This window comes from Pelagibacterium sp. 26DY04, from assembly GCF_031202305.1.
In the GTDB taxonomy this organism is placed as follows: Bacteria; Pseudomonadota; Alphaproteobacteria; order Rhizobiales; family Devosiaceae; genus Pelagibacterium.
Window position 1 is genome coordinate 2,319,954 of record NZ_CP101731.1, and the last position, 24,042, is coordinate 2,343,995.

27 protein-coding genes and 2 tRNA genes are annotated in these 24,042 nt (G+C 59.4%); 6 read left to right on the top strand and 23 right to left on the bottom strand.

The window, feature by feature from the left end:
• The first annotated feature begins 32 nt into the window (after positions 1 to 32).
• The 3 genes from NO932_RS11360 to NO932_RS11370 are packed head-to-tail and all read left to right on the top strand — an operon-like array spanning position 33 to position 1,718.
• Positions 33 to 710 (top strand): hypothetical protein, encoded by a 678-nt coding sequence (locus NO932_RS11360; RefSeq protein ID WP_309207456.1) that lies wholly within the window; start codon positions 33 to 35, stop codon positions 708 to 710.
• The gene (locus NO932_RS11365) at positions 700 to 984 is read left to right on the top strand and encodes a hypothetical protein (protein WP_220305764.1); all 285 of its coding nucleotides are present in this window, start codon (positions 700 to 702) and stop codon (positions 982 to 984) included. Before NO932_RS11360 ends, NO932_RS11365 begins: the two co-directional genes overlap by 11 nt.
• Positions 981 to 1,718, top strand: coding sequence for a hypothetical protein (locus NO932_RS11370; RefSeq protein ID WP_220305765.1), 738 nt, complete (start codon positions 981 to 983; stop codon positions 1,716 to 1,718). The genes NO932_RS11365 and NO932_RS11370 overlap by 4 nt, the downstream gene beginning before the upstream one ends.
• A 137-nt stretch (positions 1,719 to 1,855) precedes the next feature.
• Here NO932_RS11370 and NO932_RS11375 read toward each other — a convergent pair whose 3' ends face one another.
• Complete coding sequence (locus NO932_RS11375) at positions 1,856 to 2,755, bottom strand: zincin-like metallopeptidase domain-containing protein (RefSeq protein WP_309207457.1); 900 nt, start codon at positions 2,753 to 2,755, stop codon at positions 1,856 to 1,858.
• A 382-nt stretch (positions 2,756 to 3,137) separates the two neighbouring features.
• Between NO932_RS11375 and NO932_RS11380 the strand changes: the two genes are divergently transcribed.
• Entirely contained in the window at positions 3,138 to 3,596 is a 459-nt protein-coding gene (locus NO932_RS11380; RefSeq protein WP_240549718.1) for a winged helix-turn-helix domain-containing protein, read from the top strand.
• Positions 3,597 to 3,617: 21 nt separating this feature from the next.
• Here NO932_RS11380 and NO932_RS11385 read toward each other — a convergent pair whose 3' ends face one another.
• The 9 genes from NO932_RS11385 to NO932_RS11425 all read right to left on the bottom strand — a co-directional run bounded on the left by NO932_RS11385 (position 3,618) and on the right by NO932_RS11425 (position 10,858).
• A complete protein-coding gene (locus tag NO932_RS11385; RefSeq protein WP_220305768.1) occupies positions 3,618 to 4,154 on the bottom strand; it encodes a type II toxin-antitoxin system VapC family toxin in 537 nt (178 codons plus the stop codon).
• Positions 4,154 to 4,909, bottom strand: coding sequence for a hypothetical protein (locus tag NO932_RS11390; protein ID WP_220305769.1), 756 nt, complete (start codon positions 4,907 to 4,909; stop codon positions 4,154 to 4,156). Before NO932_RS11390 ends, NO932_RS11385 begins: the two co-directional genes overlap by 1 nt.
• Positions 4,906 to 5,193: a helix-turn-helix domain-containing protein gene (locus tag NO932_RS11395; protein WP_220305770.1), complete on the bottom strand. Its 288-nt coding sequence runs from the start codon at positions 5,191 to 5,193 to the stop codon at positions 4,906 to 4,908. Before NO932_RS11395 ends, NO932_RS11390 begins: the two co-directional genes overlap by 4 nt.
• Positions 5,190 to 5,543, bottom strand: coding sequence for a type II toxin-antitoxin system RelE/ParE family toxin (locus NO932_RS11400; protein ID WP_309207458.1), 354 nt, complete (start codon positions 5,541 to 5,543; stop codon positions 5,190 to 5,192). Before NO932_RS11400 ends, NO932_RS11395 begins: the two co-directional genes overlap by 4 nt.
• Positions 5,544 to 5,552: 9 nt before the next feature.
• Positions 5,553 to 8,744 (bottom strand): Eco57I restriction-modification methylase domain-containing protein, encoded by a 3,192-nt coding sequence (locus NO932_RS11405; RefSeq protein ID WP_220305771.1) that lies wholly within the window; start codon positions 8,742 to 8,744, stop codon positions 5,553 to 5,555.
• Between the two features lie 10 nt (positions 8,745 to 8,754).
• Positions 8,755 to 9,036, bottom strand: a complete 282-nt coding sequence (locus tag NO932_RS11410) for a hypothetical protein (protein WP_220305772.1) — start codon at positions 9,034 to 9,036, stop codon at positions 8,755 to 8,757.
• Positions 9,037 to 9,137: 101 nt separating this feature from the next.
• Positions 9,138 to 10,508, bottom strand: a complete 1,371-nt coding sequence (locus tag NO932_RS11415) for a tyrosine-type recombinase/integrase (RefSeq protein WP_240549624.1) — start codon at positions 10,506 to 10,508, stop codon at positions 9,138 to 9,140.
• Positions 10,509 to 10,645: 137 nt separating this feature from the next.
• A tRNA-Gly gene (locus tag NO932_RS11420) sits at positions 10,646 to 10,719 on the bottom strand.
• Positions 10,720 to 10,773: 54 nt separating this feature from the next.
• Positions 10,774 to 10,858 (bottom strand) — tRNA-Tyr (locus NO932_RS11425).
• Positions 10,859 to 11,037: 179 nt separating this feature from the next.
• Between NO932_RS11425 and rlmB the strand changes: the two genes are divergently transcribed.
• Positions 11,038 to 11,790 carry a 23S rRNA (guanosine(2251)-2'-O)-methyltransferase RlmB gene (rlmB, locus tag NO932_RS11430; RefSeq protein WP_309207459.1) on the top strand — a complete coding sequence of 251 codons (753 nt, stop codon included), beginning with the start codon at positions 11,038 to 11,040 and terminating at the stop codon, positions 11,788 to 11,790.
• A 5-nt stretch (positions 11,791 to 11,795) separates the two neighbouring features.
• On the opposite strand, the gene NO932_RS11435 is transcribed toward rlmB, so the two are convergent.
• The 6 genes from NO932_RS11435 to xylF all read right to left on the bottom strand — a co-directional run bounded on the left by NO932_RS11435 (position 11,796) and on the right by xylF (position 17,681).
• Positions 11,796 to 12,479: a polysaccharide deacetylase family protein gene (locus tag NO932_RS11435; RefSeq protein WP_309207460.1), complete on the bottom strand. Its 684-nt coding sequence runs from the start codon at positions 12,477 to 12,479 to the stop codon at positions 11,796 to 11,798.
• 279 nt (positions 12,480 to 12,758) lie between these two features.
• Entirely contained in the window at positions 12,759 to 13,226 is a 468-nt protein-coding gene (locus NO932_RS11440) for a YaiI/YqxD family protein (protein ID WP_309211034.1), read from the bottom strand.
• A complete protein-coding gene (locus NO932_RS11445) occupies positions 13,223 to 14,350 on the bottom strand; it encodes an S-(hydroxymethyl)glutathione dehydrogenase/class III alcohol dehydrogenase (protein WP_309207461.1) in 1,128 nt (375 codons plus the stop codon). The genes NO932_RS11440 and NO932_RS11445 overlap by 4 nt, the downstream gene beginning before the upstream one ends.
• Positions 14,351 to 14,451: 101 nt before the next feature.
• Positions 14,452 to 15,237 (bottom strand): ATP-binding cassette domain-containing protein, encoded by a 786-nt coding sequence (locus tag NO932_RS11450; RefSeq protein ID WP_309207462.1) that lies wholly within the window; start codon positions 15,235 to 15,237, stop codon positions 14,452 to 14,454.
• Positions 15,238 to 15,249: 12 nt separating this feature from the next.
• On the bottom strand, positions 15,250 to 16,545 hold the full coding sequence (locus tag NO932_RS11455) for a sugar ABC transporter permease (protein ID WP_375142884.1): 1,296 nt from the start codon (positions 16,543 to 16,545) through the stop codon (positions 15,250 to 15,252).
• Positions 16,546 to 16,634: 89 nt separating this feature from the next.
• A complete protein-coding gene (xylF, locus tag NO932_RS11460) occupies positions 16,635 to 17,681 on the bottom strand; it encodes a D-xylose ABC transporter substrate-binding protein (protein WP_309160872.1) in 1,047 nt (348 codons plus the stop codon).
• A 229-nt stretch (positions 17,682 to 17,910) separates the two neighbouring features.
• Here xylF and NO932_RS11465 point away from each other — a divergent pair, with 229 nt between their 5' ends.
• A complete protein-coding gene (locus NO932_RS11465; RefSeq protein WP_309207464.1) occupies positions 17,911 to 19,146 on the top strand; it encodes an ROK family transcriptional regulator in 1,236 nt (411 codons plus the stop codon).
• A gap of 4 nt (positions 19,147 to 19,150) precedes the next feature.
• Here the strand turns inward: NO932_RS11465 and NO932_RS11470 are convergent, their stop codons facing one another.
• The 7 genes from NO932_RS11470 to NO932_RS11500 all read right to left on the bottom strand — a co-directional run bounded on the left by NO932_RS11470 (position 19,151) and on the right by NO932_RS11500 (position 23,993).
• Positions 19,151 to 20,257, bottom strand: coding sequence for an NADH:flavin oxidoreductase/NADH oxidase (locus tag NO932_RS11470; protein WP_309207465.1), 1,107 nt, complete (start codon positions 20,255 to 20,257; stop codon positions 19,151 to 19,153).
• A 391-nt stretch (positions 20,258 to 20,648) separates the two neighbouring features.
• Positions 20,649 to 21,122: a hypothetical protein gene (locus NO932_RS11475; RefSeq protein WP_309207466.1), complete on the bottom strand. Its 474-nt coding sequence runs from the start codon at positions 21,120 to 21,122 to the stop codon at positions 20,649 to 20,651.
• Positions 21,123 to 21,191: 69 nt separating this feature from the next.
• Positions 21,192 to 21,347 carry a hypothetical protein gene (locus NO932_RS11480; RefSeq protein ID WP_309207467.1) on the bottom strand — a complete coding sequence of 52 codons (156 nt, stop codon included), beginning with the start codon at positions 21,345 to 21,347 and terminating at the stop codon, positions 21,192 to 21,194.
• Complete coding sequence (locus tag NO932_RS11485) at positions 21,344 to 21,700, bottom strand: hypothetical protein (RefSeq protein ID WP_309207468.1); 357 nt, start codon at positions 21,698 to 21,700, stop codon at positions 21,344 to 21,346. Before NO932_RS11485 ends, NO932_RS11480 begins: the two co-directional genes overlap by 4 nt.
• 87 nt (positions 21,701 to 21,787) lie before the next feature.
• Positions 21,788 to 22,063: a hypothetical protein gene (locus NO932_RS11490; RefSeq protein WP_309207469.1), complete on the bottom strand. Its 276-nt coding sequence runs from the start codon at positions 22,061 to 22,063 to the stop codon at positions 21,788 to 21,790.
• 111 nt (positions 22,064 to 22,174) lie between these two features.
• Positions 22,175 to 23,328, bottom strand: a protein-coding gene (locus NO932_RS11495) for an IS3 family transposase (protein WP_220303547.1) whose coding sequence is annotated in 2 segments (ribosomal slippage) — positions 22,175 to 23,053 and positions 23,056 to 23,328 — 1,152 coding nt in all. Because the reading frame shifts where the segments join, the coding sequence is not laid out codon by codon here.
• A 44-nt stretch (positions 23,329 to 23,372) separates the two neighbouring features.
• Positions 23,373 to 23,993 (bottom strand): glycoside hydrolase family 108 protein, encoded by a 621-nt coding sequence (locus NO932_RS11500; RefSeq protein ID WP_309207470.1) that lies wholly within the window; start codon positions 23,991 to 23,993, stop codon positions 23,373 to 23,375.
• Positions 23,994 to 24,042 lie beyond the last annotated feature (49 nt).

Below are 24,042 nucleotides of genomic sequence, written 5' to 3' on the forward strand. Positions count from 1 at the left end.
AACGGTCCGCCCACGCGGACCGCTCAACCCTGATGATGGCCAAGACCAACGCCAAAGTCCAAGCGATCAGTGCCTGCGCCCGCGAATCACTGTGCGCCAAAAACGAGCTTGGCCAGTCTGACCTGTGCCGGTCAGATGCCGTATCCCCCTCGGGTCAAACCCATCAGCTCGCTCTCGCGGCGGGTGATCACATCCGATATCTCGCGCGCAAGGATGAACTCGGGGTCATCCATGGCACGGCCGGGCGCGTGCTCGATGTCACGACCGATCTGACCGGAACGCTGATTGTGCGTGCCAAAGTGGAGGGTCGCGCCCAGCTTGCCCACGCATGCGCGACCACCAGTTGCGGGTCTCAGGGCCTTACGACCGACCAGTCTTTTCTGATCTCTGATACATCCATGGACCGCCACGACATCCTTGTCGTGGCCTGCCGTCACAGGCATGGGCTCGAGGTCTTTTTTGATGCCACAGAGCCCGATACCGGCGCAAAAGCGGCCCGTTTGCTCACCGATCGGGAGCGGCCGGTCCAGGACGGAGAGCGCCACGTCCTACTCGCCCAGATCCTGAGCCGCTCAGGGACGCGGGCTTCCACCCCCGACTATCTCCGCCCGTGTGCTCTCGAGCATGTTCAGGTGCCAGATCAGGGTGCCCACAAAGCCTGCCAGATATCTGCAGCGCGAGCCGCGCTAGGTCTCAGCCATGAGCGCTGATGACGCAAAGCTTAGGCCCAACAATCCGCCGACCAAAACCATCCCCCGTGATGTTGACCATTGCGAACGATATCTTGACCGCCTTGCACTGGTCGTGGAACGGGCCGGCAGAAATGCCGCAGCCTTTGTCCCCATCGTGCGCCGGCTCGAAAGGGAGCTCGCCGAGGCCAAGGCGGATGAGGAAGTGCTCGCCAAACTTAGGGCAAGGTTGCGGGCCGGATCAGCAAACACACGACAAACCAACCCACAAGACATAACCGGAGACAGCGAATGACCCTCACCTTTGCCCTGCCAAGATGTCCATTTCCGCTTGTAGACATGCCGCCGAAAGTTTCGCCCCTCGATTACGAACGGTTTCGCCCGAGAAGGTACTGTGCCGATGAGCGCTATGTTTATCGAGTCGACTACCTTCATAGCTTTGGAGACTGGCTTCCGGACCGCATTAAGGCTGACGGTCATGGATACAGAATCCCGCTGGACAATATTTTGCGTCACCGTGACGCCAACAAAGCGTATATCGATGCGATCATGGAAAAGCTCGATCGCATGACGCGCACCGGGTCGAGCCTTCGCGCCATCTATTTCTGGGACAATCACAATCTGGTGCGTGAATTCCAGCTCACCCATATCCGGGACTTTTCCTACATGGAAATGGATCATGCCCGAAATGTTACCGGTGAGCTAAAGTCGTACGAACTGAAACATATCCCGGTGATCTCACGCGTACACCGCTCGCACTTGCCCTTAGGCACTATAATTCCCGACCTCAATCCCCAGCTTACCCCTTTCGGACTGGCCCACGTTGTCGCGCTTGCCTCGGGAGAGCACGTCAGCATCCCTTCACAGCACATAGAGTTCTGGTATCGCAACCAATGGACCGATATTGCCAATATTGACCCCGACATGCTGCAAGCCCAATGCGCCCAGGGATCGCTGCGATCCGTCGTTCCAGCGATTCCGCAGTATCTCCTTGGCGGCGACCGGGGTCGTTCTCGTGTCGACCGATGAGGGCAAAATGGAATACGGTGCAAGATTGCATATGCAATGACCTTGGCAATGTTGTTGACTGTCCTGCAGCCTAACCATTCCAGAGGCAAGAGCCCGGGAATGGAATGGCGCAGGGTGCCCGACTGTGATGCAAGGGGTTATCCCGCCTGGCCATGCACCAAGAGCCAGTTTGCAGCCTGGGATGCCTTGGCGGCAGCCGAAAAGATCGCCTTCTTGTCGTTTTTGAGAATGGCCAGCCAGCATTTGATATAACTGGCATGATCGGCGCGGGGCGTGGGCGTCAGTCCCAGATCGGCACACAGAAATGCTGCACCAAGTTCGGCAATCAGCTCTTCGGCAGCATAGGCTTCCTTGCCAAAGCGACCTGAAAGATCCCGATCGAGTCTGGATTTTGCGCCTGACCAGTGTACAAGCTCATGGCAAAGCGTCGCGTAAAAGGCCTCGCGTGCCCCACTTGTATTTGTGCCCACAAAGCGCTTGCGATCCGGCATTCGGATCAGGTCATAGCCGGGAATGTAGCATGCATGTTCGCCACCCTCGTCGATGACTGCACCGGTGGCGGCAACGAACTGCTCTGCCTTCTCGATCGGATCGAATAGCGGTCCGTCTGGAAGTGTCTCTGGCGCACATTCAAAGCCCTCAACCTGTGCTGCGTTGAACACGGAGCTGGCCCGGGCAATGAACCGCTCACCGACTTGGGTTTCGCCGGTCTCCTGGTTGGTCTCTTCAACCGACAGAGTCTTATGAAAGACCACGAGCGCGGATTTCTCGCCGCGGCGGACCTGGCAGCCCTTGTCCTGCCATTGCCGATACGTGCCCCAGATGTTGGACGGGTATTCAGCAACAAACGCTGCGACCCAGAGGCTGACGATGTTGACGCCATTGTAGGGGTTCTTCGAAGCGATGTTGACGGGGCGGGCAAAGCTGCCGGCCGTGCTTTTGATCCATGGGAGCCGGAAGTCTTCGGCGGTCTCGATCGCATCGACGATGCGGTTGGTGATCTCCTGATGGACATCGAATTTTTGGGTGCGTGGCATGGGTCTCTCCTTTCGTTGCCTGGAGCCGCGATCGGCGCGGCCTGATGGCGACCGAAGAGGCTGAGCCAGACGGCCCTTGCACCCCGAAAGGGGCGGGCGAAGCGAAAAGACGGCGCATGCCGTTGCGAGGGCGGAGGGTTCGGCCAGGAAAGCCACGAAGGAAGGCCGCGACACACGCGGCGGTCAGACGGAAAGCTGGAGAGAGAAAGCGACGCCCATGAAGATGAATGCAGCGCAATCGAGCACACCCAGCATGATCCGGCAAATGTTGAAGCGTCCGGATTCAGCGCGAGGACGGCGCCCCCTCCCAAACTATTGACTAGAACCTAGTTACAAGGTACTACTAATCGCATCAGTGCAAAGAGGATGGTGTGCTACTGTGATGCCCGTTGTTCGAATTTCCGACGCCACCTGGGACCGGTTGAAGAGGTATGCGCGTCCCTTAGAAGATACGCCCGATGATGTGATCCGGACCGCCTTGGATGCATTGGACAAAACGCTGGGCAAAACGCCGCCTAAGCCAATCCGGGCAGCGCCCAAGCCCAGGGGCAAGAAGACGCCGCAACGCGAATTCCGCAATCCTCTGATGCGCGTTCTTCTTGATTTAGGAGGGGCCGCATTCAGCAAGGATATCCGCGATCGGATGGAACCGGAGGTGCGCTCTATGCTTGGAGCGGCCGATCTCGCACCAGTCTCATCAGGCGATCCACGGTGGTGGAACGCTGTGTGCTGGGAAAGAAATGACCTAAAGAAAGAAGGGCTGATGCGCAGCGATTCCGATCGTGGAATCTGGGAGCTGAGCGAGGACGGCTTGCGGGAGGCGAGACGGCTATCAGAGTAGAGCTGAGCCTTTCAAGGAAGCCTAGCTATCGAAGTCCATGGCAGTCTGCGGGTCTTCGGGGGGCAGATCAAGGTCGGCTGTTCGGTAGGCTCTCAACCCAGCCTGCTCCGCATATCTCACAACATCGGTGTCGTCAGAATAGACGGTTGTCGCCCCTTCGGCTTTCGCGATGGCCACGATCTGGCGGTCGAATTTGACCTTACCGCGCGTGACCTCAGGATCAGCAGAATCGATACGAATTCCTCCGCGTCTAAGCGCGTCGCCGATCGCTAACGCTGCCTCGATGGCGGCCTTTTGATCAAAGTTTGCAATGCGGAAGACGGCCTGCCCATTCAGGGCATCAAGATAGTGATTGGTTGCCTCACCCGAATGGACCAGGATTTCACTCAGCACCGGCGTTGGCACGATGATCTTTTCACTGGCGTCGGACAGTACAGAAACAAGATGCTCTATGCGGGCAGCAGCGTTTTCGACCGGCAAACCGGTCGCTGGATCAATCGGGGGCTTTGCCTTTGGCTCGATGAGCAGCAACAGAACGGAGGTATCGAAAACCACCATCAGTGAAGGCCATCCTTGCCGTCCCGCAACTCATCAAGCGCCGCGATCGGATCGTCCATTTCGGCCCAATGGCTGCCCTGCGCGGCCCGCAGATCTTCAACAGCCTCCGCAAGGTCGTGATTCTTGAGGATAGCAAAGGTGGCAACTCGGAAACGCTTCAGCGTCCAGATGCCGTCTTCTTCTCGCATCCATCTCCCGCTTCCATGGAGTCGGATTGGCTCGAACAGGTGATGCCCGAGTCGGCGCGCTGTTTCTCGGTCTGTTTCAATGCCGGTATACTTCAACTCGCCATTCTGTAGCTGAAGGTGGATTGTCTGGTCAGCACCCGTCACGCTGATCAGAATACCATCAATCGACCCCTCCTGCGTGAAAGGCCCGTATTTGACCGGCTTTGGCCGTTTGACACCCGGAAACTCAATGATCTGGGCCGTGGGACTTTCACCCTCGTAGACATAGCCGGTGGCATTGTCATCGGCGAGAAGCCGGTCGATTTCGTTCCACGCCTTCAGAGCGTCTTGGCCAGCTTCCCTACGACGGACACGCTCAAGCTGCTCATCCACTTTAGGGATTTCTTCGCGATCAATGCGACTGACAAGCTGCGTGCTGCCCGGCTTGAGCTGGTCAAAATGAACCCCATGTTCGTTGCCCAGCATGGCAGCAAATGCCTGCATGTACTTCGCCAGACGCCCCATGGGAATGGTTTTTGGCGAATAAGCTTTGATGTAGAGCGTGAGTGTTTTTTCGTCCGCCTTCATGGGCTCACCGCTCGCTCCAGGCTAATCTTCAGCCGCGAACCCGTCGCAGCAGCATAGCGTTGTAGCGCCTTCATCGAGGGACTGACCCGTCCACTTTCGAGCTTGGCGATATAGGACTGCGAGGTATGCATCCGCTCGGCCAGTTCCGTCTGCGTCAAGTCTGCCTCGCTCCGCGCACGGATCAGCGCCTCCGCGATCGAGAACTCCTCGGCGAGAGATTCATATTCAGCGCGCACATCGGCACGCTTCAGCAGATCCTTTTTCAGCTCGTTCAAGCTTGTCATCTCACATCCTTCGCTCGCTTCAGGGCGAGCTCGATTTCGCGGCGTGGGGTCTTTTGGGATTTCTTCACGAAGATCCTGACCACCACTACGCGCTTTGGTCTGGCAACGACATACAGAGCGCGGGATATGCCGTCCCTGCCCTTCATCCTGATTTCCCAAAGCGGCCCTTCCAGGTGCTTCACGTGGGGCTCGCGAACGCGCTCCAGCCCCAAAGACTGGATCAGCTCACCGATCCGCAGGAAGCGGGCAATCTGGTCAGCCGGCAAAGCTTCAAGCTCCGCCCGCACCGTGTCACTCAGGATTTCAATCTTCCATGAAATCAATATATCAAATCTGACGTAATAATGCAAGGGTGCTCATCAGATGCTAGACTCCAACAGCTCGATCTCCTCACCAGTCAAATCGAAAAGTCCATACACCAGCTCGTTGATACGGCGCTCATTGGCCTGGATCTCGGACGAAAGGCGCGCAATTTCTGCCTTGTCTCGGGCGATCCAGTCTTCCCAGTCGCTACGCTCGGACAGGGGGATATCTGCCTTCAGACACCTCTTGACCTCAGACCGGAATGCAGCGAAATCCGGCAAAAGCCACCACTTCTTGAGCTTGTTTGAAAGATTCGTGAACGCTCCAATAGGAGCGATATCCGGTATACGTCGTGTTGGGGCACGCTGCAGGACGTGGCGTCTTTCCGCTGCCGCTTGACAGGACTCAGCGATCGCGGCGATTTCGTTTTTCTGAGATTCAGAAGCAAGTGGAATAGGAAGCGACCTCAGATATTGGCTCTTCATCCGGAAGTATCCGCCCCTAGCTATTGTTGTTTCGCTCGTGAGTGCAAACCAAAGTACGTTGGAGCCGAGTAAAGCGGCCTCATAGTGGGAGGCGCCTTTCAAGCAAAAACACGTCATGTCGATGTAGCTTCCGCTATCAACGGAAAAGCTAGGACGGTTGGCGATGTCCCGGTACACAACTTTCGTGCCTGCATAAGTAGATTCAAACGCTGCTTGCGCCTGCTGCAGCTCAAACCATTCCTGCTTAGCAGCCCGCTGTTCCAGTCTAGACTTGAATTGGGAGAGTCGCTCTAGGATTGCGGGGTATTTTAGGACATCGATGGTTGACTTCGGGATGTATATAATGAAGCGTTCAGCCGACGCTACGTGCCACTGCTCCAACTCATTGCCAAAAATAATGGGCTTAATGAGGTCCGCAGAGTTCGGATCGGCGGCGACAAGCCGGTTTCTTTCTGTGCGGTCGATGACAAACGCCTCGTTACGCCCAGTTTTTATGCCAGCATACGGATCACCGTAAACATCACCCAATCGCTCCCGCCCTGTCCGGATCTTGCGCCGCAGCGACTGCAGCCCAGCCTCTTCCAGAGACCACGACCCAGAGGAAAGTGAAGACTGCGGATAAGTGGCCGCCCCTTTCTCAAAATTCGCACGAAAGTTAGATTCTGGTAGCGTGTCGACCGTCCAAAAACGAAGCGTGTGATCTTTTAAAGGGGCCTCGCGCCGCATGGTGAGGATGGCGGGATAGGTGGTCACCCCCTCAAAAACTTGCAGATCGCCAAAATAAACTACGGTTTCAATCGTTGCCTTCTGGCGCAGAAAATCGCGTAGCGGCCTACCAGAGCCCGTTTTGAAGAAAGACGATGACGAGATGTATCCAAGCCGACCTCCAGGCTTCAGCAGGTTGAGCCCGCGCTCGAAAAAGTAGCAGTAGAGATCCGCCCGATCCGACACCACCTCGAACCGTTTTTCTAGGTAAGGCTTCATCAGCTTAAGGTGCTCCATCCGCACATAGGGCGGATTGCCGAGCACGATATCGAAGCCACCTTCGGCCATGATTTGGGGAAAGGCGCTCGCCCAGGTAAACCCGTGCGAGAGATAGGCGAAATTGGAATCTTCGATCAGGCTGTCGCCCACCTTCAGATTGCCACCAAGACTGTCAAGCGGCTTGCCGCGACGAGCCGTTTTCACCCAAAGCGAAAGCTTCGCGATCTCGATGCTTTCGGCGTTCACATCGACGCCGAACAAATTGCTGGTGAGGATCTCACTGTCGGGGACGTAATTGAGAAGATCGCCCATATGCTCAGCCCTGGGCGCCAGCTCCTTGATCTTCTCATTCACGCGCAAGAGCTCGGCCTTCATGTAGTCGAAGGCCATCACCAGAAAAACGCCCGACCCGCAGGCTGGATCGACGATGCGCAGCGACTTCAGCCGGTCCCGATAGGCCTGCCATGCTTCCAGTTGCGCGCTCTTACGCTTCCACTTGATCGCCTCGTAATCAGCAAGGCTCGATCCCTTCTGCGCAAATTGCCTGACGATGCAGGCAAAGATCTCTTCCAGGTGCGTGCCGAGCGTTTGCTCGACGATGAAGCGAGCAATGTAGTCTGGAGTGTAGACGACACCGTCGCGCTTGCGGCGACCACTCGTTCCTGTTTTCTTTTCAGCTTCGACCTCATCACCGCGTGCTTCGGCTTGGAGACGTTCCACATCGGCGATCGATTGCTCAAAGATGTGCCCCAGAACGGTGACCGAGACTTCCGAGCTGAAGTCGTAGCCGCCGATATCTTTGAATTTCTCGCAAACCGCGTCGGGGATGTTGAGCTGATCGACGATGGGATCAGGGGCAAACAGTCCCCCATTGTACGGCGGGACATTCAGCTGATGATTGCCCTTGTCGATTGAGGTGAAGAGCCCTTTGAAATTATCCCAGATTGGGCGAGGATTGAAAGGATCGGAATGCTCGAATGCCTTTTCGAGAATGTGGCGTGGCAGGAGCCCTGTGTCCTCGGCAAAGGCCGTAAAGAGGATGCGGTCTAGGATGGTCTGCGCCGCTGCGATCGCGCTCAGACCGTCGAGAGATGGTAGTTCCTGGCGCACTGCCGCGATGAGGTCGCCGCGCAAGGATTTGTAGTCCGAATAAAGCGCGTCGGTAATGTCCTGGTCTTCGCGGCGGCTCTCCTTGAGCAGCGCGGCCGTTTGGCCGCTCAGCAGGTTCTCCGCCCCGAGCAGAAGCATAAATCGAGCATAGTGAGCCGGCTCAGTCAGCTTGGCGAGCTCGAAGTGCTCATAGGCTTGCGTGCCTTCGCCGAAGCCGTAGAGCCTGAGCTCAACATAGTTCGACACGACGACCCATTTCACACCGGGCGCGTTTGTGGCGTACTCCCACGCCTGCTGCACCGGACTCTTTGCCCGGCCAGGCATAATGGCATCGAGATCCTTGGTACGCGCTCCCTTGAGCTCGAAAGGTGCAAGGATCTGGGAACGCTGCGGCCCAAAATGACCAAGGGCCAGATCGACAGAACCGCTCAGGATCGACTGTTCTGAAGTCACCGTGTGGTCAGGGGACACGACGGCGCTGACATAGCCAAGCACACCCTCCACAATCTTGGCCTTGAAGTCGCCGTGAAGGGCCGTCTCCTTCAATCCGGTGATACGGCCCGAGCGGATGAGCTCACTCCACTCTTTCAGCAGGGCCTCGTGACTGGCAGGAAGACTGTCCGGGTAAGCAATATGGCGATCGAGCGTTTTGGGATTGAAGAGATGCATGCGCTTCCGATCACAACAGCCTTGGCTGTGGTTTGTTCCGGCCCGGGCTGATAGCGAGGCACCAAGATCTCGCCTTCGCGCGCGCGAGCTTGGGCAATATCACAATCGCACTGTATGTACATGAGCTGGGCGACGCGCGGCCATTCAGAAAAGCCGAAAATGCGGCGCGGATGAACCCAATCGCCTCGGCCGCCAGGGTCACGGACAGATCTAGTCGATCGAGCGCCAGCGCCCGGATGTAGTGCCCCAGGCAGCCCGGCCGCGCCAGCGCGGTTTCAGCACGAATTGCCACTATGTCCCTCCTGATGGGTGAATCACCTCTTGAAAGCATAGCTTTGGGGAAGCTGACAACATAGCCCATGTCAGCAACGGCGTGTTCCAGGGAGTCGGCGCCTAGATCGAGCGCGACAAAATCGAGGGTTCGAACGGTAAAACCATCCGCTCGAGAAGTGACCGACGCCACTCCAGAGCGCCCCCTGACCCATATTCCTGGCGTGAACGACGATGGCCAAAAAAGATTTCGCGCATTTCCCCGTCAATACCGGCTTCTTTCATCCGGTCTTCAAACGAGTGACGGATGCTGTAGAGGGTGTGTTTTGACGTTGGGACGAGGCCGTTCTCGCGCAGATACTTATTGATTGCAGCGCAGGCAGCTTCTTCCTTCTCCCGATAGCGGGGAAAACCGCTTGGATACATTTGAAATGCCAACAAAGCAGCGCCGACCAGCGGAATCTCGCGAATGGAGGCTGCGGTCTTCAATTCACGTGGCGCCTCCGGATCATCGCGCTCCACAAAGCTAATGTAGGGCACTGGGCCATCAAGGTGGATGTTGCTGGCATCGAGATTACAGGTCTCGCTCGGCCGCGCCCCCGTTTCGATGGTGACCAAAAGGATGGCCCGCGCCTCCTCGTTCAAGCCTTTGAGAGCGTCGGCTTTCAGAATCTTGTCCCGGATCCAGGCGGTCGGGAAAGGAGGCCGCTTGGCTTTCTTGCGCTCCTCAAAACTTAGTCCTGCGAATGGGTTGAGCTTGTTCTCCGCGCCCATGAAGGCATGATACTCGCGATAGATCTTTCGCAGCTCACCAATCTGCCGGTTGCCCGATGATGCAGTATGGGTTGGCTTCTTGCCTTTGTCGGCTGGAGCGATGCGCGCCAGCCAATAGCGATAGAATTTGTGCGCGTCGTCGCGGGTGATGTGCGAAATCGGCTTGTCCCCGACGATCTCGACAAAGTTGCGCACAGCCCGCTCGGGAATGACCCGCCATTTCCGCCTTTGCTGCGGCGACTTCGTCACCAGCTGAGATGCAGCAATATCGTTGATATAGACTTTAAGCGCTTGGGTCAGCGTCACGCTGGGCGTTGGCTCTCCACCCAGCACCGCCGTTTCGACTGCATGGGATGTCCGCGTATCAAGAATTGCCTCCATCCGCTCGGCCAACTCCTGCCAGCTTGCCTTGGCTTCGAGCTCGCCTGCAGGACGATAAGCAAAGCCGAGCGCCGCTGCCCGACGCACGGCGGCCTTGTGGCGCTTCAGAGCCGCTGACTCTTCCTCATCGCACAGAAACGATGCCCACAGGTCGTTGTCCGCCTTTTCCAAGGCATCGCGCATGACGCGGGCGACCGCCAAGTCGTGGGTCTTGAGCGAACTACGGATAACTGGAGCCCGCTCATCCTGCTCAGCCACCATGGCGGGAACGCGCCGAACATACTGCCAGCGGTCCCCGCGGCGCTGCAAAAAACGGTCGAGTTGAGAACCCCTGGGCACGCCATTCCTCTCCAATGTATCACGTTATAGGATCAAAATGTGTCACGAATTTCCGGGCAAGACAACCCAAAGTTGGCTGTGTACACCGAATTCCTTGGCCGTTACAGCGACATAGCAATTTTGCAAAGCTGGGAAAATGGAGCGGGTGAAGGGAATCGAACCCTCGTCGTAAGCTTGGAAGGCTTCTGCTCTACCATTGAGCTACACCCGCCCGAGGGTGTCTCGCTAATCTGTCCGTTCGGGCCCGTTTGGGCAAGCACGATTTTGGTGGAGGGGGCTGGATTCGAACCAGCGTAGCCTAAGGCGTCAGATTTACAGTCTGATGGATTTAACCACTCTCCCACCCCTCCCCAATCGTGACATCGGCGAAGCGAGGTATCATGATGACATTCGTTGCCGAGCACCATCACGGGGCGGTTTATGGTGGTAGCGCCCTCTCCTGTCAACTGCCTGGCATAGGAAATTTCATGAGTTTCACCGCTACGCTTGCCGCTTGCCCGGCGCGTGGCAAACCGATACGCCATCAGTCATGAGCAAGAACAAGTTTCCACCCAAGAAGCGCCCCCCGATCCTGCCCGATGATGGACCGGTCTATCTGTATGGCCTGCACACGGTCCGCGCGGCACTCGACAACCCGCGGCGGATCAAGCGGCGGCTTCTAGCCACCCCCAACGGCTTCAACCGATTGACCGAAGGCGCGCCTCTCCCCGATTTGACGGTGGAGGAAACCACCCCGCGCGATCTCGACCGGCTGCTCGGCGCCGATGCAGTGCATCAAGGCGTGGCATTGGAAGTCGATCCCGTGGATCGATTCGGGCTCGATGATCTCCAAAAGCTGGACCTCGTAATCGTTCTCGATCAGGTCACCGATCCACACAATGTCGGCGCCATTCTGCGCACCGCCTGCGCCTTCGGCGCTGATGCCGTGATCACCACGGCCCGCTATGCACCGCGCGAGACGGGCGTGATGGCCAAGTCGGCCTCGGGCGCACTCGATCTCATTCCGCTGGTGTCCGTGCGTAATTTGGGCGAAACCCTGGAAACGCTCAAAAGTCGGAGCATGGTGTGCCTGGGTTTCGATTCCGAGGCTCCCGCCGTGCTTCGCCCGCGACCGCCCGGCGGCAAACTCGCAATCGTACTCGGGGCCGAAGGCAAGGGGTTGCGACAAAAGACCCGCACGCTCTGCGACGAGATGGTCCGGCTCGACATGCCCGGCCCCATCAAGTCACTCAACGTATCCAACGCGGCGGCGATAGCACTGTTCGCAGCCACTGCGGGCTAGAGAGATTATGCCTCCGGTGAAGCCTCGGCAGTTACCAGGGGCGTGTCGAACACCCCTCCTCCGGTCGTGCGCAGGTTGACCACACTATAGCCCCTATCGCGCAGCGCCTTCAGAAACTCCGGCAGCATCAACGCGGTCCGCATATGGATGTCGTGGAAGAGCACGACACCCGACCCGCGCGCATCAAGGCGCGAAAGTGTACGGTCGAGCACCTGTCGGGGCGTTTCGGAATAATAGTCCTTGGAATCGATGTCGACGTCCAGGACGATAAAGCTGCTGTCGACGACACTGGTGCGGATCAGGCCGGTCTGCGCCAGATAAGGAAATCGGAAAAAGCGCGAAGGAACCAGATCCGCTGGCGCCAGGGCCGCAGCGACGGCTTGTTGGCCGGCATAGATTTCCGCCACTGCTTGGGTCGGCCCAAGTGTAGAAAGGTCTACATGGTCGTATGTGTGCGTGCCGATTGTATGGCCGCGTTCCGCAACCTCCAGTGCGAGGCCCGGATGGCGCTCCGCCGCTGATCCGAGCATCAGGAAGGTCGCCTTGACGCCGAACTGGTCAAGCGTATCGAGAATGGAGTCGGTCTTGCCTGGGCGCGGTCCATCATCGAAGGTGAGCACGACTTCGCCCGGCTCAAGGACGATCTGTTCGGTCGCCCCTACGGTCAGTGTCCGGCCGGCGAGAGACATGGACGGCTGCCCCGGCATCGGCTGATATGACGCGTTGAATGTCGCCATCGGCGAGATTGCCCCGGTGGTCGTTCTATCGATGGGAGCAAGCGCAAGCAGGCTATCTTGCGTTTGCGGAGGCTTGGCGCAGCCCGTGAGCAATCCGGCGGTAATCGCCAAAAGACATATCGTACGCACCACCACAAGCACCCGGCCAAAGCGTTTTCCCCTGATCGAGAGCCTGCGACGATTATGGTTAACAACACCTTCTCTTGCGCCAAATTTATGCTTAACGAACAGTTACTTGCGAGCATCGGACCGCTTTGCTCGCACCAGAAGCTCATCCAGCGCCTGCAGAAAGCTTGAGCGGTCGCGCTGGGTGTATTCCTTGTTATACCCCTTGCTTTCGCCTGTTTCCCTCAAGTGCTGGTTCAACTCGCGCATGGCCAGAGCCATTCCGATGGAATCGGGCGTGAAGGCCCGCCCGGCGGGATCGAGCACATGCACCCCCTTTTCCAGCGCGCGCGAGGCCAATGGGATATCGGCTGTAATGACGATGTCTCCGGCCTTGGCGTGTTCGACGATCCAATCGTCGGCCGCATCGGCGCCTTGCGGCACCATGACGTGGCGGATCATTGGATCACGCGATGGCCGGAGACCGAAATTGGCGACAAAGGTGACGACGACACCGTGCCGCTCGGCTACGCGGACGACTTCGACCTTGACCGGGCAGGCATCGGCATCGACGTAGATTTCAGGCACCGTCAGTAGAGCACCACAGAGCGGATGGATTCGCCCGAATGCATGAGCTCGAACCCTCTGTTGATATCCTCGAGCCGCAGAGTATGGGTAATCATCGGGTCGATTTCGATCTTGCCCGCCATGTACCAATCAACGATTTTCGGCACGTCGGTGCGCCCTCTCGCGCCGCCGAAGGCCGTGCCCATCCAGGTACGACCAGTGACGAGCTGGAACGGACGCGTGGAGATCTCCTGCCCTGCGCCGGCAACGCCGATGATGATCGACTTGCCCCAGCCGCGATGGCTGGCTTCCAACGCTTGGCGCATGACAGTGACGTTACCCGTACAATCGAAGGTGTAATCAGCGCCGCCGATCTGGTCGGCGCCCCGCTTGGTCATGTTGACGAGATGCGAGACGACGTCACCCTCGATTTCGCGCGGATTGACGAAATGGGTCATGCCGAACCGCTCGCCCCATTCCTTCTTGGCGTTGTTGAGATCAACGCCGATGATCATGTCCGCGCCGGCGAGGCGCAGGCCCTGGATGACATTGAGGCCGATGCCACCAAGGCCGAAAACAACCGCTGTCGCGCCTTGCTCCACCTGGGCCGTGTTGATCACTGCGCCCACGCCGGTGGTGACACCGCAGCCCACATAGCAAACCTTGTCGAACGGGGCGGACGCATCGATCTTGGCGACCGCGATCTCGGGCATCACGGTGTAGTTCGAAAAGGTGGAGCAGCCCATGTAGTGAAATATCGGCTGCCCCTTATACGAGAACCGCGTCGTGCCATCGGGCATGAGCCCCTGGCCTTGGGTGGCGCGTATGGCCGTGCACAGATTGGTCTTGCGCGAGAGGCAGGAAGGGCATTCGCGGCACTCTGGCGTATAGAGCGGGATGACGTGATCACCAGGCTTGACGCTGGTGACGCCCGGTCCCACGTCGACAACGACACCGGCGCCTTCATGGCCGAGCACTGAGGGAAACAACCCTTCGGGATCGGCCCCGGACAGCGTGAAATCGTCTGTGTGGCAGATCCCGGTCGCCTTGATCTCGACGAGCACCTCGCCCGCCTTGGGTCCTTCAAGATCGAGCTCGACGATTTCGAGCGGCTTGCCTGCTTCGAATGCCACCGCCGCTTTCGTTTTCATCTCCCGCCTCCGTATGATTCATGTAGGGGAAAAGAAGGTGGCATAAGCGCATCTCATAGGGCAACGCCCGATACAAAAACGGGCGCCGAAGCGCCCGCTTGCTATTCCTTCATTGCGCCCGGTCCTGGAACCGCCCCAGGCGGGCATTTGCCCATGATGATCATCCCGAGCACCTCATCCTTGGTGACATCGGCAGTTTTGGCCGTTCCCACCACCTGGCCATTCTTCATCACGCAAACGCGGTCTGCCAGATCGAACACATCGTGGATGTCGTGGCTGATGAGGAAGATGCCGATGCCTTCCGATTTGAGCTGCCGAATGAGATCGCCCACTTGCGCCGTCTCTTGCGGGCCTAGGGCCGCGGTCGGTTCGTCCATGATCAGGATACGGGCGTTGAACAGGATCGCGCGGGCGATCGCCACCGATTGCCGCTGTCCGCCCGAGAGCGCTTTGACAGGCTCCTTGAAGCGGCTGAAATTGGGGTTCAGTCGCCCCATCACCTCGCGCGCCTTGGCCTCCATCGCCACGTCGTCGAGTGTGCCGATGGCAGTGGTCAATTCCCGACCGAGGAAAAGATTGGCAGCGGCATCGACATTATCAGCGACGGCGAGCGTCTGGTAGATCGTCTCGATGCCATAGGCTTTGGCATCGCGGGGATTGTTGATCGTGGCATCCTGCCCATCGATACGGATATCGCCGCTGTCGCGCTTATAGGCGCCCGAGAGAATCTTGATCAGCGTCGATTTGCCGGCGCCGTTGTGCCCCAGAAGGCCGACGACCTCACCGGGGTAAAGATCGATCGATGCCCCGTCGACCGCCCTGATGCCGCCGAACGCGATGGAAATATCCTCGAGCTCGACGAGTGGAACGTTTGCGTGTTGGTTCATCCCGATAGATCCTTACTGCGCCCGGTTGCGGTAGAGCGTGTCGAGCCAGACCGCCACCACCAGAACGATACCCACCACGATCGACTGCAGCGGGCTGTCGAGCCCCATCAGCACCATGCCGGACTGCAGCGACTGCATCACCAGCGCGCCGATCATCGCGCCCACAATGGTTCCGACGCCTCCCGAGAGCGATGTGCCCCCGATCACCGCCGCGGCAATGACGTAGAGCTCGTCGAGCGTGCCCATGGCGTTGGTCGCCGCGTTAAGACGGGCCGATGAGATCGAAGCCGCGATAGCGCAGAGCACGCCCATGAGCATGAAGATCTTGACCGTCACCCAGCGGGTGTTGATGCCTGCAAGCTCCGCCGCTTCCGGGTTGCCGCCCATGGCAAAGACGTAGCGACCGAACCGCGTGCGGGTCGCGATGAAGGTCATCGCCACGCCGACCGCGACAGCGATCAGCACCGGAATGGCGATGCCGTGCGAGATGAACAGCCCGCCTTCGGGAACCGGGATTCCATTTGCGTTGGCGTAGTTCTCGGCGATACGGATCGGCCAGGGATAGGCGTTGAAGACAAGCACGGCACCGATCACCGCGCCGCAGCCCAGCAGCGCGAGAACGCCTTCGGCCCAAACCGGTCGCTGCGGAAAGTTGAATCGTTTGCGTTGCTGGCGGGCATAAAGCAGATAGGCGCCGATGGCGATGCAGGCAATGATCGCCAAAATCCAGCTCACTGTGTAGCCGACCGCTCCTTCAGGGCCACCGCCCATCAAACGGAAGCGCGAGTCGAGAGGTGCCACAGTCCGTCCCGAGGTCACCCACCAGGCCGCTCCGCGCCAGACGAGATAGCCGCCGAGTGTCACGATGAAGGCCGGCACCTTGAGATAGGCGATGATACTGCCCTGCAGCGCACCGATCACCAGCCCGCAGGCAAGCCCGACGGCAAGCGTTATCGCCCAAATGAACGGGTGCCCGAAGCCAAGCATGGCCGGCAAGTATTCGGCCTGCGTCACGCCCATGACCATGGCGATAATGCCCAGAAGCGAGCCCACGGAAAGATCGATGTTCCGGGTGACGATCACAAGCACCATGCCGGTCGCCATGATGGAGATCGAAGCGGTCTGCACCGATAGATTCCAAAGGTTCCGAGGCGTCAGAAACAATCCGCCAGAAAGGAAGTGAAAGCCCACCCAAATCAGGAGTAGCGCGCCGACCATGCCCAAGAGGCGTGTATCGATTTCTGTAGCGCTCATGAACCGCCGGACGGGCGTGCCTACCGAAAAGGCCGGCGTGTTGGATGACGACATGGCGTTCTGATCGGCCATTGCTCTCCCCAAAGGATTGAGCGGTCGCGGTGCACGAATGCACCGCGACCGCGTTCAGAGTTCAGGACAACTTAGTCGCAAGCAGCGACGGTACCGGCTTCGACGCCCTGGCAAACCACGTCCTGGCTCACCCAGCCCGCGTCAATGACGACATCGAGATTTTCCTGGGTGATGGCCACGGGCGCGAGGAACCGCGATGTCATTTCGACGCCGTTCGGACCACCATTGAACATGACCGCACCTTCAATATCGGTGAGCGCGGCGCCCTCAGCCAACTCGACCGCGATCTCCGCGGCAGCAGCGCCCAGTTCACGGCTGTCCTTCCAGACTGAAACCGTCTGTGTGCCCAGCGCAACGCGGTTGAGCGCCGCATGGTCGGCATCCTGCCCGGAGACGGGTACCGAACCATCGAGACCCTGCGCCGCCAGCGCAGCGATGGCGCCACCCGCGGTGCCATCATTGGCGGCGACCACGGCATCGACCTCGTTGTTGTTGGCCGTAAGGAACTGTTCCATATTGGCCTGGGCGTTCTCGGGAAGCCACCCATCGGTATAGGCTTCGCCAACGTTGACGATATCGCCGGCGTCGATTGCCGGCTGGAGAACCTCCATGGCGCCGGCAAACAGGAAGTCGGCGTTGGGGTCGGTGCTCGAACCCTTGATGAACACATAGTTGCCGGTCGGTGCGACGGCTTGGACTTCACGGGCCTGGATGCGGCCGACTTCGGTGTTGTCGAAGGTAAGGTAGAAGGCATCCGGATTTTCGATCAGGCGATCATAGCCGACCACCGGAATGCCTTCAGCCACGGCCGCGGAAATGGCCGGTTGGATAGCGTCTGAGTCTTGCGCCAGAACGATCAGGGCATCGGCACCCTGTGCGATCAGGCTTTCGATATCGGTGAGCTGCTTGGATGCCGATGATTGCGCATCGGCCGAAATGTAAGTGGCGCCCAATTCCTCGAGCTTTGCCTGAATGGCCGCTTCGTCGGTTCTCCACCGCTCCTCCTGGAAATTAGACCAGGATACGCCGACAACGACGCCATCGTCCTGAGCCAGCGCGCCCCCGGCCAAGGTGAAAAGAACAGTCGTGCCCAAAAGGGCCGCTGCAAGATTCCTCATGATTCTCCTCCTGCGGGTACACCAGCCCCGCCCAACCACAGTGATGGATTTTATGCCTCCTACGGAGCGCCTCCCGGGCTCCGACTGGATATTTTTCAATACCCGAAAAAATAATTGGCACGCAGCGAATGCTGTGTCAACGTCCATTCGCGCGCCGCGGCGAAAACGCGTGCAAGTTGGGACCGGCATTCCCTAAAAGGGGGCGCGGTCAGAATATTGGGAGGCCACCGTGGCGCAAGGCGTTGCGGATACCGAGATGATCCGGCGTCAGAACCGGCAGCTCGTGCTGGATGCTTTGCGCCGGCACGGCCCGTTGTCGCGTTCTCAGGTGGCGTCCACAATCGGGTTATCCAACGCCACGCTAACTGCCATTGCCGCCGAATTGGTCGGCGACGGCATTCTTACCGAACTCGCCGAGCTCGTGATTGGCGCGAAGTCACGCGGGCGGCCTGGCGTCCGCCTGGCGCACAATCGCGATGCAGGTTTCGTTCTGCTTATCGAGATCGACGTGAACCGCTGCCGCCTTTCGCTTATCGATTATTCCGGTGTTCTGGTGGATCGGGTCGAAACCACCGTTGACCCTGCCCTCTTCGCGCGAACGCCACCGGCCGTCTATTTCGTGGAGCGGATCGGTATGATGATCGGCCGCAATGCCGACATCGCCAATGCCATCCACGCCGTGTCGATTTCGGTGCAGGGCATCCTCGATTCCGCCGGCGCCAGCCTTAAATGGTCGCCTATTGCGCACCTCGCCGGACATGACATCATCGGTCCCATCCATCGTCGCCTTGGGCTCAGCGCGCAGCTTTTCAAGCGTGGGCGGCTGATGGCCGACGGCATGCGCTGGCTGGATCCGACGCTCGATTCGGGAACGGTGGCGACCATCCACATCGGTTCGACGATCGGAATGGGCCTAACTTTCCCCAACGGCCGGCCCGAGACCGATCTGGGCACCGAGTTTGGGCATATGGTGCACGTACCGGGCGGCGCCCTGTGTCGCTGCGGGGCACGCGGCTGCATCGAATCCTATGCGGCCGACTACGCCATTCTGCGCGCCGCCTATTCGGTTCCCGAACAGGCAACGCCGGCGAGTTCGGTCCCTGCTGCCGATTTTCAGCAGCTCGCGATGCGGGCCCGGCAAGGCGAGCGCAACGCACGCCGCGCCTTCACCAGTGCGGGACAGGCGATCGGTTATGGCATCAACCGGCTGATCTCCATCATCGAGATCGACAGGATCGTCCTGCTCGGCCCCACGACCGCCGCCTACGACCTGATCGAACCGGGCATCGCCGAAGGCGCGACCGCCTCGCTGATGGGCAAGATTCGCGGGCTTCCCCCGATCACGCGGGTCGCCGATGCGGGGGAGCCGATCTACCGGGGGCTGATGATGAAAACGCTGACCGAAATCGATCAAGCTTTCGCCAGCCGTGTCGTCGCTCCGCCCGTCCGGCGTTCGGCCGAGTAGAAGGTCAATCCTTGATGAACAAATCCGGCGATTGACGCGGTGCCGAGCGCCAGTATTGCGGCGGCGCCTTGACTTGAGCGCCGAGCGCAACAGCCACGCGCCACGGCCAGTGCGGATCGTAGAGCACGGTGCGAGCAACCGCGATCATATCCGCATCGCCTGTGGCAACGATAGCCTCGGCCTGCTCCGATGAGGTGATCAGCCCCACGGCCACCACCGGCATGGAGACGGCCGCCTTGACCTGCCGCGCCAGCGGAACCTGATAGCTCGGACCGACCGGAATCTTCTGCCCGGCGTCGAGCCCACCGCTCGAGACATGGATGCCGTCGCAGCCGCGTTCCTCGAGTGCCCTTGCAAAAGCCACGGTCTGCGCGGCGTCCCAGCCGCCTTCCATCCAATCGGTGCCCGAAACACGAACGGTTACGGGCTTATCCGCAGGAAACGCCGCGCGCACGGCATCGAAAACTTCGAGCGGGAATCTCAGCCGGTTTTCCAGTGATCCGCCATATTCATCGTCGCGCTTGTTGGAGAGCGGCGAAAGGAATTGATGCAGGAGATAGCCATGGGCGGCATGGATCTGGATGGCATCGAGCCCGATGCGCGCCGCCCGGCGGGCGGAATCGGCAAACGCGTCCCGGATGCGGACCAGATCGGCCTTGCTCAAGGCGGTCGGAGCGTTTTCGCTCGGAAGGAAGGGCAAGGCGGAGACCGATTCCGTCTGCCAACCGTGAGAATCATCGGGCGGCAACTGGGCCCCGCCCTTCCAGGGCACCTCCGTGCTCGCCTTGCGGCCCGCATGGGCGAGCTGAATCGCGATCGGCATGTCCGACCAGCGCCGGATACCGTCGATGACCCGCTTCATCGCAGCTTCGGTGGCGTCATCATAAAGTCCGACGTCAGCGTAAGTGATGCGCCCTTCGGGCGTAACGGCAGTCGCCTCGATGGTCAGCAGCGCTGCGCCCGACATGGCCAATTGTCCGAGATGGATGAGATGCCAGTCGTTCATCTGCCCATCGACTGCCGAATATTGGCACATGGGTGCGATGACGATGCGGTTGACGAGTTCCTTGCCGCCGACGGTGATCGGTTCAAACAGTTTTGGCCCGGCCATGAATCAATTCCCTGCTATGCTCAATTCAAGCCAAGACCCTTAGCGCCCGCAACGCAAGGCACGAAGTGGCGCCTTCACACATGTTGGTGAACGATCGAAGGCGGGCTGTTTCCGAGGGATTGGTGCCGGCAGCAGGACTTGAACCCGCGACCCTCTGATTACAAAGAGTGTGGTTCGCCCTCTGAGGCCCGGAAATGCTGCGATGTGGTTTCCAATAGGCCCGAAAGAAGACCCCAAAATCACCGAGAACAGACCGTGAATTGGAAACCGAATTTCACGGCTCCGAGACAGGATCTCAGGGCGCCGTTGCCATCTTCTGGCGCCACAGGTCGGCTGACGCCTTTTCGCCGCCCCTGAGCCTCCGCTGGGCACGTATGGCGCCCGAAAATGACTAGCGCTCCCCCGCCCGCTTCCCGCCCGCCACGGGCTTAATATGGCTCGACTGCAGCACCTGTCGGTGCCAGTGCATCTCAATTCGGGACTGCGGGTATATCGCCTCGGCAACCTCAAATGCAGCCTGGGCCACTTCCTTGTTGCACGCTCTGGCAACCTCCCCCATCGGGCGGAACCCGCTTCGGTCTTCTTGAACAACCCGGAAGGCCAAGGCGCTCGAAAAATGGGGATTGGGCTCCTTTGGCGCCTCTACCCAAAGGAACATGCCGCGATGCTTGCATTCCGGGCATCGCATACGTTCGCTGAAATGGGACTGGCCTTTGATCGGGAGAAGGCTTTGCATCTCTCCCACGGCCTTGATGAGCTTACCTAGATCCACCTGCCTTGTGTGCCGGCAGGATACGTTATGGCACACCGCGATCATGTCGAGCCCAGCGTCCCGGATATCTCCCAATGTGCGCAGCTTGGCCATACGGCACCCGATCGTCAGAACGATCGAGACTCATACACCTTGAACAAAATGAGAACAACGGAGAGGCGATCACGATTTGGCGCGGGGCTGTGCCATCTCGAACCGCGCCTCGATCTGCTGGGCAACACCGCAGTGGCGAAAGCAGACATAGAGCTTGTCCTGCACCCTGTAGGGCGTCCACGCCCGCACGACGGCATTGCAGCAGGCGCAGCGGACCTCGTTCATCGGCCAGCAACAACCGAGGCTTGCGACCGCTCCAGCCGCTCCAGTATCTCTCTCGTGACGCGCAGATCGGCGGCAAGTGAGTTGAGGGACTGTTCCACCGATCGCATGGCGCTTGACGTATCCCGCGCCTGAGCCTCTACAGCGGTCAGCCGTAGCTCATGGTTGTCGAGGGCTCGGGTTGAACTCTCCAGCTCAGAGACACGCCGCTCCAGCCCAGAGATGTCACCTGCGCTATTGGCGAGCCCAATCGTGATCGTGGCGTAGGTAACGCCCCATGTGAAGATGAAACCCACCAGCACGATCATGGTGTTGATGTTGAGTTCCCACCGGAATGCCGGCTTGCTGACGTTCATGTCGTTGTCCTGATCTGCCACGGGAGCCCCTGTAGGTCAGTGTAGAAATGAGGCGCACAGGTGCCCTGCCCGCGCGCCGCGAATGTGTCAGCGGTTCCGAGTCTCGATAGGCCCGGCGTATCCCGTCCGCGCCCGCGCCTCGGCTTCCGTCAGCACCGGGATATCGGGCTTGGCGTTGGGCACCAGCCAGACAAGCAGCGCGCCAATGCCGCCGATAACAGCGGTCGCGGTTTCTTCATCGAGCCCGAGATCGATACCGAAATAAACGCGGACGAAGGCGACGATGGCCATTGCCACGGCTACCCATAGCTTGGCGGCCCGGAGAGGCCCGAACATGGTCAGAAGATTGAGCAGCTTGCCCATGGTGATGCTCCTTATCCGAGGATGCGTGGAAGAATGAGAAAAGCCGCCAGAGCGGCGGCTGCGAGGAAGATGTGAGCTACTCCCCAATCGTTGGACAGCTTTTGGCGTAAATTAAGCTACTCGTTGCACCTGCTGGTCGGGTTGGTTTTGGTCAATGCGCTGCCAATAGATCACGGCAGGCGGTTTTCCGCCAAGGGCGGAATGAGGGCGTCGGTTATTATAGAAGTCCACCCATTCGCGGACGCCGGCGCGGGCCTGTGACCCGGTCTCCCAGGCGTGCAGGTAGACGCATTCGTATTTGAGGGTTCTCCAGAGCCGCTCGACAAAGATGTTGTCGAGGAACCGGCCCTTGCCATCCATGGAGATGCGCACCCCCATTCGTCGCAACCGATCGGTCCAGGCAAAGGACGTGAACTGGCTCCCCTGATCGGTGTTCATGATCTCGGGCGGACCGAACTTGTGGACCGCCTCGTTCAACGCCTCGATGCAGAAGTCTGCCTCCAGCGTGTTCGAGATGCGCCATGCCAAGACCTTGCGGGTGTGCCAGTCCATGATGGCCACCAGGTAGAGAAAGCCCCGGCGCATCGGTAAATACGTGATATCCGCAGCCCAGGCCTGGTTCGGGCGCTCCACCCTCAACCCCTTCAGAAGATAGGGCCAGATCTTGTGCCCCTTGGCTGGTCTCGAGGTATTGGGCTTCTGATAAATCGGCATCAGGCCCATGAGCCGCATCAGCCGACGCACGCGCTTCTCGTTTATCACGTGACCTTCATTGCGCAGGTGCCAGGTCATCTGCCGGACTCCGAAGAAGGGCGTCTCCAGGAATTGCCCATCGATCCTGCGCATCAGGGCAAGGTTGATCTCGGTCTCGCCTTTCGGCGTGTAGTAGAACGAAGAGCGCGCGATCGACAGCAGCGTGCACTGTTTGCCAATTGAGAGCACGGGGTGATCAGGTTCTATCATCCCTCGCCTCACTTCCCGCCCCAAGGCTTGAGCTTTCTGGACAAAAAATCGTTGGCGACGGCCAGCTCTCCGATCTTGGCATGCAGATCCTTGACCTGTTCATCGTCAATCTCAGGCCTTTTGCGCCCGCCGCGCTCGAACACACCCGATGCCCCTTCGAGCAACGCCCGTTTCCATTGGTGGATCATCGTGGGGTGAATTCCGAACCGGCTCGCCAATTCCGATACCGTCTCTTCGCCCTTCAATGCTTCCAGGGCGACCTTCGCCTTGAACTCGGGCGAATGCTGCTTGCGTTTCGACATCTCTGATCTCCATCGTCGAAGACCAGCAGACAACAATTCCTAGCTTACGTCAGCGTCCCATTTTCGGGGAGTAGCTCAATGATTGCGGGCCAGTTGACCTTGGGCCGCTCGGTGGGAGTATCCACGCCCGGGTCGTCAGGCTGGCGGATGGGCTCGGCGGCCATTGCTAGCGCCTTGGCCTTCACCTCACTTACGCGGCGGGTCCATCCCTTGCCGAAGGTGGCGAACGTGCTGAGCGTCTGAAGCCATGCTTGGCGCTGATTGCACAGGTTGCGGATGATCGCCTCAGGATTGGCCGCGCGGACGGCAGAGAGCGTCACAGGGCCTATCTTCCCGTCTTGCGGCACACCAACCATGCGCTGGAGGAACTTGGCCGCTCTTGAAGGCCCGCTGTTCACCGCGAAATCGAAGACGGCATAGTCAACGCCTGCCGGGAGATCGTCGCCCCGGATCACGTCCCAATACCCATCGCGGTAGATGCGCTGCAATTCAGCGTCGGTGATATTGCGAAGCTGCTCTTTGGTCGCGCCAGGCCGATACCGGCGATAGGTCGCCAGCGTGACGCCCTTCATGGTCGCGCCGCCGGGGTCCTTGGGGTTGTTGGCCCATCCTCCTTCGTGCAGCAAGACAGCAGAAAGAGCCGCCGCGAAATTCGCACGTGCCATGTTTCTCTCCGATGTAAGGAAGCGCCCTTGTTTTACGGCTTGGGCCTAA